This is a genomic window from Maricurvus nonylphenolicus (assembly GCF_042854845.1).
GTDB lineage: Bacteria > Pseudomonadota > Gammaproteobacteria > Pseudomonadales > Cellvibrionaceae > Maricurvus > Maricurvus nonylphenolicus.
On sequence record NZ_AP031498.1, the window covers coordinates 3731452 to 3745769 of the forward strand.

A 14318-nucleotide genomic window follows, 5' to 3' on the forward strand; every position below is an offset into this window, starting at 1 on the left:
CGCACTGCTCGTGCCCAGCGTCGCATCCGTTTCACCTGCGCCCAACGCCACGCTCATGCTCAGGCTTTCATTGCCTTCGAAGATCGTGTCGTCCACCGCCGTGATCACAAACTCTGGCGCATAACTGCTGTTGGCCGGGATCGTGATGTTCAAGCCCGCTTGCAACGCCGCTACTGTCGTGCTCGCCGGGTTGCCCGCGCTGTCCAGGTAGGTCACGGTCGCGTTGATATCCGCCGCTTCCACGGTACCCAGATTCAGCGTCACTACCACGTCGGTGGCGAAGTCACTTTCGTTGCTCTGACTCACCACGAAGCTCACGGTGTCATTGCTCGTGCCTTCCACCGCCGTGTTGTTCGTCGACGCGATGCTGACCACCGGCGCATCGCCGCGATCATCACCTGGGTTCGGATCGGTCGGATCACTACTGTCTTCATCGTGGATGGTCGCGTTCGCACTGCTCGTGCCCAGCGTCGCATCCGTTTCACCTGCGCCCAACGCCACGCTCATGCTCAGGCTTTCATTGCCTTCGAAGATCGTGTCGTCCACCGCCGTGATCACAAACTCTGGCGCATAACTGCTGTTGGCCGGGATCGTGATGTTCAAGCCCGCTTGCAACGCCGCTACTGTCGTGCTCGCCGGGTTGCCCGCGCTGTCCAGGTAGGTCACGGTCGCGTTGATATCCGCCGCTTCCACGGTACCCAGATTCAGCGTCACTACCACGTCGGTGGCGAAGTCACTTTCGTTGCTCTGACTCACCACGAAGCTCACGGTGTCATTGCTCGTGCCTTCCACCGCCGTGTTGTTCGTCGACGCGATGCTGACCACCGGCGCATCGCCGCGATCATCACCTGGGTTCGGATCGGTCGGATCACTACTGTCTTCATCGTGGATGGTCGCGTTCGCACTGCTCGTGCCCAGCGTCGCATCCGTTTCACCTGCGCCCAACGCCACGCTCATGCTCAGGCTTTCATTGCCTTCGAAGATCGTGTCGTCCACCGCCGTGATCACAAACTCTGGCGCATAACTGCTGTTGGCCGGGATCGTGATGTTCAAGCCCGCTTGCAACGCCGCTACTGTCGTGCTCGCCGGGTTGCCCGCGCTGTCCAGGTAGGTCACGGTCGCGTTGATATCCGCCGCTTCCACGGTACCCAGATTCAGCGTCACTACCACGTCGGTGGCGAAGTCACTTTCGTTGCTCTGACTCACCACGAAGCTCACGGTGTCATTGCTCGTGCCTTCCACCGCCGTGTTGTTCGTCGACGCGATGCTGACCACCGGCGCATCGCCGCGATCATCACCTGGGTTCGGATCGGTCGGATCACTACTGTCTTCATCGTGGATGGTCGCGTTCGCACTGCTCGTGCCCAGCGTCGCATCCGTTTCACCTGCGCCCAACGCCACGCTCATGCTCAGGCTTTCATTGCCTTCGAAGATCGTGTCGTCCACCGCCGTGATCACAAACTCTGGCGCATAACTGCTGTTGGCCGGGATCGTGATGTTCAAGCCCGCTTGCAACGCCGCTACTGTCGTGCTCGCCGGGTTGCCCGCGCTGTCCAGGTAGGTCACGGTCGCGTTGATATCCGCCGCTTCCACGGTACCCAGATTCAGCGTCACTACCACGTCGGTGGCGAAGTCACTTTCGTTGCTCTGACTCACCACGAAGCTCACGGTGTCATTGCTCGTGCCTTCCACCGCCGTGTTGTTCGTCGACGCGATGCTGACCACCGGCGCATCGCCGCGATCATCACCTGGGTTCGGATCGGTCGGATCACTACTGTCTTCATCGTGGATGGTCGCGTTCGCACTGCTCGTGCCCAGCGTCGCATCCGTTTCACCTGCGCCCAACGCCACGCTCATGCTCAGGCTTTCATTGCCTTCGAAGATCGTGTCGTCCACCGCCGTGATCACAAACTCTGGCGCATAACTGCTGTTGGCCGGGATCGTGATGTTCAAGCCCGCTTGCAACGCCGCTACTGTCGTGCTCGCCGGGTTGCCCGCGCTGTCCAGGTAGGTCACGGTCGCGTTGATATCCGCCGCTTCCACGGTACCCAGATTCAGCGTCACTACCACGTCGGTGGCGAAGTCACTTTCGTTGCTCTGACTCACCACGAAGCTCACGGTGTCATTGCTCGTGCCTTCCACCGCCGTGTTGTTCGTCGACGCGATGCTGACCACCGGCGCATCGCCGCGATCATCACCTGGGTTCGGATCGGTCGGATCACTACTGTCTTCATCGTGGATGGTCGCGTTCGCACTGCTCGTGCCCAGCGTCGCATCCGTTTCACCTGCGCCCAACGCCACGCTCATGCTCAGGCTTTCATTGCCTTCGAAGATCGTGTCGTCCACCGCCGTGATCACAAACTCTGGCGCATAACTGCTGTTGGCCGGGATCGTGATGTTCAAGCCCGCTTGCAACGCCGCTACTGTCGTGCTCGCCGGGTTGCCCGCGCTGTCCAGGTAGGTCACGGTCGCGTTGATATCCGCCGCTTCCACGGTACCCAGATTCAGCGTCACTACCACGTCGGTGGCGAAGTCACTTTCGTTGCTCTGACTCACCACGAAGCTCACGGTGTCATTGCTCGTGCCTTCCACCGCCGTGTTGTTCGTCGACGCGATGCTGACCACCGGCGCATCGCCGCGATCATCACCTGGGTTCGGATCGGTCGGATCACTACTGTCTTCATCGTGGATGGTCGCGTTCGCACTGCTCGTGCCCAGCGTCGCATCCGTTTCACCTGCGCCCAACGCCACGCTCATGCTCAGGCTTTCATTGCCTTCGAAGATCGTGTCGTCCACCGCCGTGATCACAAACTCTGGCGCATAACTGCTGTTGGCCGGGATCGTGATGTTCAAGCCCGCTTGCAACGCCGCTACTGTCGTGCTCGCCGGGTTGCCCGCGCTGTCCAGGTAGGTCACGGTCGCGTTGATATCCGCCGCTTCCACGGTACCCAGATTCAGCGTCACTACCACGTCGGTGGCGAAGTCACTTTCGTTGCTCTGACTCACCACGAAGCTCACGGTGTCATTGCTCGTGCCTTCCACCGCCGTGTTGTTCGTCGACGCGATGCTGATTACAGGAATGTCGTTATCATTATCTGTACCAGGATCATCCCCATCCGGACCACTACCGTCATCTGTGATGGTACCGATTCCGGCAACATCACTTCCCATAAATTCGGTACGACCGTTCAACTCAAAGGTTTCACTACCTTCATAAATCGCATCACTAGTAGTTGGTACGCTTACGGTAAGAGCCGTCTCACCAGCTGGTACTGTATAACTGCCATCACCATTTTGACTGATGACATTACCACCGCTGTCACGCACAACTATTGCGGAACCTATATCACTCGCTTCCGCAGTGCCGTTTACAGATGTGTTAAAAGTAACATCATAAGGAGTAACTGACTGAGTAACGGTAATATCAAATACTGCATTAGAACCTTCATCAGTATTTGTATTACTGATGCTGAGAACTGGGCTGTCGTTGTCTCTGATCTCTGTATTGAGAGCAGAGGTATCCTCTAGAACAGCTTCATAATTCGCGCTTGTGATATTAGCCGTACCAGTATCAATAGAAACGCTAAAGATCTCTGAACTTTCGGCTAGAGCATCATCAACTGTAGTGGCACTGAAAACAGTGTTAAGGCTGACTGTACCATTTGCAGCGCTAAAGTCTGATGTTCCCTGTGTTGAACCGTCACTGAAAGAGACATCAACAGTACCCGTGGATCCAGCAATCTCATTGTTACTACCATCGACAAGAATAGCTTTGAAATAAGCAGTCTCACCTTCATTGACGACACTGGCACCGCCGAGAATATTTCCAACCGAATCAGTCGCAACAAGCATCACAGTGACTGGATCAATATCATCAAGAATAGTCGTGTTCACCGGCGTGTTGTCGAAGGTGAGATCTTCGTAAGCCGCTGCCGGGGTGATGGCACTGATGTTGTTGCTGATGCTGTCGGTTTCAACTAACAGGTCGTCGCGGTTCACCGCCACGATGTCGCTATCACTGCTGCTACCGGCACTGATGGTCAGTTGTTCACCGTTGGCCAGGTCAACGACGATGTCGGCATCGGCATTGATGGCGTTGCCGAGGCTGTCTTGCAGCTCGACGGTGTAGGTGATGCTGCCGCCGTCTTCGGAGGTCGACGCGGTCGCAGTCAACACCACGTTCACCGCATCGTTGTCATCGGTGATGGTGGTGGTTACCGGCGTATTGTCGAAGGTGAGATCTTCGTAAGCCGCTGCCGGGGTGATGGCACTGATGTTGTTGCTGATGCTGTCGGTTTCCGCCAGCAGGTCGTCGCGGTTCACCGCTACGATGTCGCTATCACTGCTGGAGCCCGCACTGATGGTCAGCTGTTCACCGTTGGCCAGATCCACGACGATGTCGGCATCGGCATTGATGGCGTTGCCGAGGCTGTCTTGCAGCTCGACGGTGTAGGTGATGCTGCCGCCGTCTTCGGAGGTCGACGCGGTCGCAGTCAACACCACGTTCACCGCATCGTTGTCATCGGTGATGGTGGTGGTTACCGGCGTATTGTCGAAGGTGAGATCTTCGTAAGCCGCTGCCGGGGTGATGGCACTGATGTTGTTGCTGATGCTGTCGGTTTCCGCCAGCAGGTCGTCGCGGTTCACCGCTACGATGTCGCTATCACTGCTGGAGCCCGCACTGATGGTCAGCTGTTCACCGTTGGCCAGATCCACGACGATGTCGGCATCGGCATTGATGGCGTTGCCGAGGCTGTCTTGCAGCTCGACGGTGTAGGTGATGCTGCCACCGTCTTCGGAGGTTGACGCGGTCGCGGTCAACACTACGTTCACCGCATCGTTGTCATCGGTGATGGTGGTGGTTACCGGCGTATTGTCGAAGGTGAGATCTTCGTAAGCCGCTGCCGGGGTGATGGCACTGATGTTGTTGCTGATGCTGTCGGTTTCCGCCAGCAGGTCGTCGCGGTTCACCGCCACGATGTCGCTATCACTGCTGCTACCGGCACTGATGGTCAGTTGTTCACCGTTGGCCAGGTCCACGACGATGTCGGCATCGGCATTGATGGCGTTGCCGAGGCTGTCTTGCAGCTCGACGGTGTAGGTGATGCTGCCGCCGTCTTCGGAGGTCGACGCGGTCGCGGTCAACACTACGTTCACCGCATCGTTGTCATCGGTGATGGTGGTGGTTACCGGCGTATTGTCGAAGGTGAGATCTTCGTAAGCCGCTGCCGGGGTGATGGCACTGATGTTGTTGCTGATGCTGTCGGTTTCAACTAACAGGTCGTCGCGGTTCACCGCCACGATGTCGCTATCACTGCTGCTACCGGCACTGATGGTCAGTTGTTCACCGTTGGCCAGGTCAACGACGATGTCGGCATCGGCATTGATGGCGTTGCCGAGGCTGTCTTGCAGCTCGACGGTGTAGGTGATGCTGCCGCCGTCTTCGGAGGTCGACGCGGTCGCAGTCAACACCACGTTCACCGCATCGTTGTCATCGGTGATGGTGGTGGTTACCGGCGTATTGTCGAAGGTGAGATCTTCGTAAGCCGCTGCCGGGGTGATGGCACTGATGTTGTTGCTGATGCTGTCGGTTTCCGCCAGCAGGTCGTCGCGGTTCACCGCTACGATGTCGCTATCACTGCTGGAGCCCGCACTGATGGTCAGCTGTTCACCGTTGGCCAGATCCACGACGATGTCGGCATCGGCATTGATGGCGTTGCCGAGGCTGTCTTGCAGCTCGACGGTGTAGGTGATGCTGCCACCGTCTTCGGAGGTCGACGCGGTCGCAGTCAACACCACGTTCACCGCATCGTTGTCATCGGTGATGGTGGTGGTTACCGGCGTATTGTCGAAGGTGAGATCTTCGTAAGCCGCTGCCGGGGTGATGGCACTGATGTTGTTGCTGATGCTGTCGGTTTCCGCCAGCAGGTCGTCGCGGTTCACCGCTACGATGTCGCTATCACTGCTGCTACCGGCACTGATGGTCAGTTGTTCACCGTTGGCCAGATCCACGACGATGTCGGCATCGGCATTGATGGCGTTGCCGAGGCTGTCTTGCAGCTCGACGGTGTAGGTGATGCTGCCACCGTCTTCGGAGGTCGACGCGGTCGCAGTCAACACCACGTTCACCGCATCGTTGTCATCGGTGATGGTGGTGGTTACCGGCGTATTGTCGAAGGTGAGATCTTCGTAAGCCGCTGCCGGGGTGATGGCACTGATGTTGTTGCTGATGCTGTCGGTTTCCGCCAGCAGGTCGTCGCGGTTCACCGCTACGATGTCGCTATCACTGCTGGAGCCCGCACTGATGGTCAGCTGTTCACCGTTGGCCAGATCCACGACGATGTCGGCATCGGCATTGATGGCGTTGCCGAGGCTGTCTTGCAGCTCGACGGTGTAGGTGATGCTGCCACCGTCTTCGGAGGTTGACGCGGTCGCGGTCAACACTACGTTCACCGCATCGTTGTCATCGGTGATGGTGGTGGTTACCGGCGTATTGTCGAAGGTGAGATCTTCGTAAGCCGCTGCCGGGGTGATGGCACTGATGTTGTTGCTGATGCTGTCGGTTTCCGCCAGCAGGTCGTCGCGGTTCACCGCTACGATGTCGCTATCACTGCTGCTACCGGCACTGATGGTCAGTTGTTCACCGTTGGCCAGATCCACGACGATGTCGGCATCGGCATTGATGGCGTTGCCGAGGCTGTCTTGCAGCTCGACGGTGTAGGTGATGCTGCCACCGTCTTCGGAGGTCGACGCGGTCGCAGTCAACACCACGTTCACCGCATCGTTGTCATCGGTGATGGTGGTGGTTACCGGCGTATTGTCGAAGGTGAGATCTTCGTAAGCCGCTGCCGGGGTGATGGCACTGATGTTGTTGCTGATGCTGTCGGTTTCCGCCAGCAGGTCGTCGCGGTTCACCGCTACGATGTCGCTATCACTGCTGCTACCGGCACTGATGGTCAGTTGTTCACCGTTGGCCAGATCCACGACGATGTCGGCATCGGCATTGATGGCGTTGCCGAGGCTGTCTTGCAGCTCGACGGTGTAGGTGATGCTGCCACCGTCTTCGGAGGTCGACGCGGTCGCAGTCAACACCACGTTCACCGCATCGTTGTCATCGGTGATGGTGGTGGTTACCGGCGTATTGTCGAAGGTGAGATCTTCGTAAGCCGCTGCCGGGGTGATGGCACTGATGTTGTTGCTGATGCTGTCGGTTTCAACTAACAGGTCGTCGCGGTTCACCGCCACGATGTCGCTATCACTGCTGCTACCGGCACTGATGGTCAGTTGTTCACCGTTGGCCAGGTCAACGACGATGTCGGCATCGGCATTGATGGCGTTGCCGAGGCTGTCTTGCAGCTCGACGGTGTAGGTGATGCTGCCGCCGTCTTCGGAGGTCGACGCGGTCGCAGTCAACACCACGTTCACCGCATCGTTGTCATCGGTGATGGTGGTGGTTACCGGCGTATTGTCGAAGGTGAGATCTTCGTAAGCCGCTGCCGGGGTGATGGCACTGATGTTGTTGCTGATGCTGTCGGTTTCCGCCAGCAGGTCGTCGCGGTTCACCGCTACGATGTCGCTATCACTGCTGGAGCCCGCACTGATGGTCAGCTGTTCACCGTTGGCCAGATCCACGACGATGTCGGCATCGGCATTGATGGCGTTGCCGAGGCTGTCTTGCAGCTCGACGGTGTAGGTGATGCTGCCGCCGTCTTCGGAGGTCGACGCGGTCGCGGTCAACACTACGTTCACCGCATCGTTGTCATCGGTGATGGTGGTGGTTACCGGCGTATTGTCGAAGGTGAGATCTTCGTAAGCCGCTGCCGGGGTGATGGCACTGATGTTGTTGCTGATGCTGTCGGTTTCCGCCAGCAGGTCGTCGCGGTTCACCGCCACGATGTCGCTATCACTGCTGCTACCGGCACTGATGGTCAGTTGTTCACCGTTGGCCAGGTCCACGACGATGTCGGCATCGGCATTGATGGCGTTGCCGAGGCTGTCTTGCAGCTCGACGGTGTAGGTGATGCTGCCGCCGTCTTCGGAGGTCGACGCGGTCGCAGTCAACACCACGTTCACCGCATCGTTGTCATCGGTGATGGTGGTGGTTACCGGCGTATTGTCGAAGGTGAGATCTTCGTAAGCCGCTGCCGGGGTGATGGCACTGATGTTGTTGCTGATGCTGTCGGTTTCCGCCAGCAGGTCGTCGCGGTTCACCGCTACGATGTCGCTATCACTGCTGCTACCGGCACTGATGGTCAGTTGTTCACCGTTGGCCAGATCCACGACGATGTCGGCATCGGCATTGATGGCGTTGCCGAGGCTGTCTTGCAGCTCGACGGTGTAGGTGATGCTGCCACCGTCTTCGGAGGTCGACGCGGTCGCGGTCAGAACTACGATTACGGCATCATCATTGACAGGTGGAGTTACCACTGGCGGAACAGGCACCTCCGGTTCCTCCAAAGGCGGCTGCCCAGGATACTCCCTCGGATCATCAAACCCGTAACTAAACCCTTCGGTTTCAAAACCACTATCCGGCGTTACGCGGTCGCCAGTAAATTGAATGCGGATACCTTCGGTTCCGGCGCTATCGTCACCGCCAGTATTGAAGATTTGATCACCGGCGGCAGGAGCAGGTAGCACTTCGTCAAGTGACAACCCCTCTTCCAGAGCTTGGGATACACGGTCAAAATCGACGGCTTCACCGATGGAGTCTTTGACTGATATTTCTTCGAGCAGCTTGATGAGCTTGTCATCAAGGGTGAGTGTCTGGTCGTAACCCAGGGTTACCAGGGCACCATTGCCAAACTGAAGCGAAACCGCACCGCGATTAGCGGTACTGATTGTCTGGCCTAAGCCTAGATTTTCACCAGGGGTTAATTCACGAGGTTGCTCGCTGCCAACTTGAGCCTGGGCCTTGCCCATAACATCAGCGACAACCGCGACAACTTTTTGACCTTCAACAACCTTGTAACCCTTGCTGCTACCATCTGCCATAGAAACGTCTCTCTAAAACGATGAAATTTGTAATCCTTAAAAACACAAAAACCGCCCGAAGGCGGTGATGATCACGACTTGCCAGCCCCTATCTCTTTGACGAGCTGCCCCATGGAATTGAAAATTCTGTACTGGGAAAAGAGCTTGTCGTAGGAGGCATTAATCAATGCCCGGCGGGCATCGACCAGTTCGTTTTCGGTATTGAGCAGGTCGAGTAATGTACGCCGCCCAATATTGAATTGCTTCAGGTAAGCGGCCTTGGTATCGGTTGCCGCCCTTACATGCAATTCCAAATATTTGTACTGCGAAGAAATCGCCTGGTGTGCAGCCCAGGATAAACGCAAGCTCTCAACAACTTGCCGCTGGGTGTTATTGCGAACATCCTTGGCCTCTTCCAATAAGTGCGCGGTTTGACGGCGACGGGCGCTATCAGCACCACCGTTGTAGAGGTTATAACGCATACGCAGCATCACCTGCCAGTCACGGTTTTCACCTTCTACACCATCAATATCTTCATCCCAGCTTTTATCTGCCTCGAGATGCAAACGTGGCCACATAGGGCTTTCAGAGGTGTTGTATTGCGCCTCGGCAGCATCGATATCGGCATTGGCTGACAACAGAGTGGGATGCTCTTTAAGTGCTTCCGCTTCAGCCTGTTCCTGAGTAGTCGGTAACGGTTGATTCACACTCGGGGTCTGCAGGTTATCCAGCTGTGGTTGCAGGCCTGTGACGCGATAAAAATTGGTCTGTGAATCCAGCAGATTGTTCTGGGCGGTAATAAGGTTACTGTTGGCCAGGGCCAAACGGGCAACAATCTGGTCGAGATCGGCTTTACTACCCACGCCTGATTTATTGCGTAACACCATCTGATCGTGAATATTCTGGTGTTCGTAGAGGGTCTCGCGAGCAATATCCAATAGTTCGTATTGGCGCAGCAGGTTCAGATACACCTCTGCGGTACGCAGCGCGGTATTTTCTTCCGTCGCCAATGAGTTATAGAAGGCACTACTATGACGGGCTTCCTGGCGAGCAACTTCTTCTTGAGTGGCAAAACCATCAAACACTAGCTGACGGGCAGACAGTGAAGCTTCGTGACGGGTCAAACGGACTTTTTCATTGCCGGTGGAAGGCGCTTCCAGCTCCTGCTTGCCAATACCTGCGGCAGCATCCAGGGTAGGAAGGTAACCAGCACGGGCCTGCCTGATTTCCTCTTCACGAGAGGACAGCTGGTTGCGTGTCGCCAGCACTTCAGGGTTGGTTTCCAGGGTGTGTCGGACAGCCTCCGGAAGGGTTAACGCAGATGCAGCAGCACTACCTAATAGTAATGTGCCGGTAACAACGCCCCCATAGAGTTGTTTCAGCCAGTTCGCCATAGCTTCTTTAGCTCCCCAAGTCCCTTATCCCGGTTTATTAAAAGTTAACCTTCTTAAAAAGTGTGACGCATATCACAAAAACACATTATACGGCTAAAGTTTATACATTAGAAGACCACAGGACCATACGCTAAGTTTCTGATTTTACAGAAAAAAGAGAAAAAGTCTGAAAATTTGAACGATAAAAGGTTTTAGATTGTGACGAAATGCACGATTGTTGGGCGTACCCGGAGGTGACCGATGGGTTATTGACGGCCACCCCGCTAATTTTAGCGCTCCCGCAAAGCCAACTGCTTGGTCTTGAGGATCGGCTTAAGGATATAATCCAGCACGGTTTTCTTGCCCGTCAGAATATCCACACTCACCGTCATACCCGCAATAATCGGCAGCGGCTGCGCCTCACTCCCCAGGAAGCCCTGATCGGTTTCCACCCGCACCAGATAAAAGCTCTCACCATTTTCATCAACGATGGTATCGGGACTAATATGAACCACCTTACCCTTCAAACCACCATGAATGGAGAAGTCATAGGCCGTGAATTTAACCACTGCCTTTTGCTCCGGATGTAAAAAAGCAATATCAGCTGGCCTTACCCGCGCCTCCACCAGAAGACTATCCTCCGTCGGCACAACTTCAACGATATCCATCCCCGGCTGAATAACCCCGCCAATAGTTTTAACCAACAATTGCTTTACCGTACCTGCAACCGGTGAACGCACCAGTGTACGCTCTACCCTGTCTTCCAGTGCATCACTGGTTTCCGTCAGGCGTGATAACTCAGCCAATACTTCACTCAACTCCTGCCGAGCCTTAACCCGAAACTCCAGCTCGGCGCTGGCCAACTTCTCTTTAGCTTCCTGTAAGCTGGATGCAGCACGCGGCTGCGCCAGTTTGGCCTGCTTCATTTCGCCCGCCAAATCATTGACCTGGCGCTCCAGGCGCAGCAGCTCAACCTGTGAAATAGCCCCCTCATCAGCCAGTGGGCGAGTCATTTGCAATTCACTGTCGAGCAATGAATAACTGCGCTGCAACTGCTCGTGCTTGGCTTGCAGTTCAGCCAACTCCTGACGCTTTTGCGCCACCTGTTCAATCAACACCTGATTACGACTGCGCAACTCCCGACGGCGAGACTCGTATAGCGCCAACTCCTCACCAATCACTTCAGGCATAACGCCTTTTAAGTCACTACCAGTGAACTCCCTGGACTCTGCCTCGGCGCGCAAACGAGCGGCCTTGGTTTCCAACTGATCCAAAGTAACATCAGCCTCACGCAAGGAAGACGAGAAGCGGGTATCGTCAATACGCAACAACACCTGATTAGCCGTCACCTGCTGACCTTCACGCACCATGATTTCGGCAACGATACCGCCCTCCAGGTTTTGTACAACCTGAACATGGCTGGATGGAATTACCTTACCTTCACCGCGGGTAAACTCATCCACCTCCGCCAAGGCCGCCCACAAAATAGCCACAAAGAAGAACGCCGCGATAGACCACAATAACTGTTGGCCACCACGCGGAGACTGTTGCAGCACAGCACCTGCCGCCGAAGACATATAGGAAAGATCCTGCTCAGAAACAGCATGCTCCTGTTCGAACCACTGGCCACTCAACATTCTCTTCCACCAGGGCTGCCCCTTGGACTCTTCGCGCCATGTTTCCTGCAGAGCAGTTTTAAGGTTGTGCAACACGTAACTGTCCTTTTCTTAAGGCTTCCAACACAGCATCTTTAGGACCATCGGCAATTAACTTACCGCGATCCAATACCAGCACCCGATCCACTAGCGACAGCAATGCCGTTTTATGAGTCACCAACAGTACCGTCTTGTTTTGAATCTCAATGGCCAGCTTGCGCTTAAGCTGCTCTTCAGTGCTGTGATCCATGGCGGTACTGGGTTCATCCATCAGATAAATCGGCGGACTATTAAGCAGCGCTCTGGCCACAGCAACACTTTGCCGCTGACCGCCAGAAAGCGCCTCACCGCGCTCACCAACCTGACGCTCAAACCCTTGGGGATGATTATTGACAAACTCCGTTACACCCGCTGCATTAGCCGCACGCACTACCTCATCATCGTCGGTATGTGGCGCACCGTAACAGATATTATCTTTAATACTGCCAAAGAAGAGCATCACATCCTGGGGCACATAACCGATGCTGCCACGCAAATCCGCCGGATCAATTTGCTGAATATCAATGCCATCCACAAGCACACTGCCCTGTTGCGGCTGATACAAGCCTAAAATCAGTCGCTGCAAGGTCGACTTGCCCGACCCCATACGACCAATAACCGCCACCTTTTCGCCCGGCTGAATACTAAAGGAAATATTATCCAGTGATGCAATCTGCTCATCCGGATAATTAAAGCTCACCTTATCAAACTGGATACCGCCTTTAAGCTCAGGGCGCTGAACAAACTGCCGCCCCTCTTCACGCTCCTGCTGCTTACTGACGATCTCCTCCAGCGACTGAAACGCGGTTTTGGTTTGGTGGAAATTCACCAACAAACTGGCCACTTGCCCAATTGGCGCCAAGGCCCGCGATGACAACATCACCCCGGCGATTAGGGCACCCATGGTCATTTCTTTTTCGGCGATCAAATATACACCGGTAACGATTACCGCCACTGATACCACCTGCGTTACGGCACCGGCCACCGTTGAGGAAGATGTCGACAATAAGCGGGTCTTTTGGCCCCATTGCGCCAAATGGCCAACCGAACTTTCCCACAAACGCTGCAAGCGTCCTTCTGCCCCCATGGACTTGACGGTTTCCAGTCCGGACAGCGCCTCAACCAAGGTCGCATTTTTCTGGGCTGAAGCCTGGTAAGTCTGCTCCACCGCCTGACACAAGGGTTTCTGAATATAAAGTGCGTAAGCAACAATCACCAACAGACCAACGATCGGCGCCCACACCAACCAGCCGCCAACGTAAGCGATAACCAAGAGAAAAATAACAACGAAAGGTAGATCAACAAAGGCGGTAATAGCCGAAGAGGTCATAAAGTTGCGCACTGTCTCAAATTCACGCAACTGACTGGCAAAAGCCCCCACGGAGGCCGGGCGCTGATCCATTTTTGCCCCCAGGACCTTCTCCCATATAAAAGCAGACAGAAGAATATCGGACTTTTTACCGGCAACCTCGATAAAATAACTGCGCAAATATTTCAGTAATAAATCGAAGCCATAAACAATCAGCACCCCTATCGCCAATACCCACAGCGTTTCAATCGCATCGTTGGGCACCACGCGATCATAGACATTCATCACAAATAAAGGGTTGGCCAGCGCAAACAAGTTAATAAGCAATGAGGCCAGCAATACGTCCCGGTAAATCCGCCAGGAGCCCGCCATTACCCCCCAAAACCAGTGACTCTTACGCTGCGCCTTGACCTCTGCTGTGCGTTTATCAAAGCGATAAATGGGTTTGGCAAAAATAGCGTAGCCGATATACAAGGCGTCCAGCTCCGCCAGACTCATGACCTGACGCCCGCCAGTATCCTGATCCAGCACCACAGCCTCACCGGCTTCGTGATCCAACTCAACCAGCACACGAGCCTGTTCACCTTCCAGCAATACAACAGCAGGCAACACCAGGGGAGATAACTCATCCAGGCTACGCTCAACGATGGAGGTATTAAGTCCGGCACGCTCGGCAGCCCGCACAAATAATTCAGGTGTTAACCGCTCTTCAACCAAGGGCAAACCCGCTGTCACCGCCTTCGCCGAACAGGGCATCTGCTCCAATTTCGCCAACTGCAATAGACATTGCAACAGCGGATCGAAAGGTGAGGCTACGGCGCCAGAGACGCTAGCAGATGCAGAAATATCCTGTTGACCCATAGATGCCAATTCCATACTGTTAGGGTTTTACAAATATTGTAAACGAATCTCTTGTAACAAATACACTTGGTATCATAAGAAACATAGCGTCCAAGGGCGCACGGGGTAAGC

At 55.4% G+C, this 14318-nt stretch carries 4 protein-coding genes (1 of these 4 running past the window's edge); all 4 read right to left on the minus strand.

What is annotated here, in order from left to right; translation table 11 throughout:
• Window positions 1–8991, minus strand: the 5' end (the start) of a protein-coding gene (locus ACGHZ6_RS16190; RefSeq protein WP_390615035.1) for an immunoglobulin-like domain-containing protein. 20859 nt of this gene lie to the left of the window's left edge; the window shows 8991 of its 29850 coding nt (coding positions 1–8991); it begins with the start codon at window positions 8989–8991; its stop codon lies off the left edge, out of view.
• Between the two features lie 71 nt (window positions 8992–9062).
• Window positions 9063–10364 carry a TolC family outer membrane protein gene (locus ACGHZ6_RS16195; protein WP_390615036.1) on the minus strand — a complete coding sequence of 434 codons (1302 nt, stop codon included), beginning with the start codon at window positions 10362–10364 and terminating at the stop codon, window positions 9063–9065.
• A 269-nt stretch (window positions 10365–10633) separates the two neighbouring features.
• Complete coding sequence (locus ACGHZ6_RS16200; RefSeq protein WP_390615037.1) at window positions 10634–12055, minus strand: HlyD family type I secretion periplasmic adaptor subunit; 1422 nt, start codon at window positions 12053–12055, stop codon at window positions 10634–10636.
• Window positions 12039–14207, minus strand: coding sequence for a type I secretion system permease/ATPase (locus tag ACGHZ6_RS16205; RefSeq protein ID WP_390615038.1), 2169 nt, complete (start codon window positions 14205–14207; stop codon window positions 12039–12041). The genes ACGHZ6_RS16200 and ACGHZ6_RS16205 overlap by 17 nt, the downstream gene beginning before the upstream one ends.
• Window positions 14208–14318 lie beyond the last annotated feature (111 nt).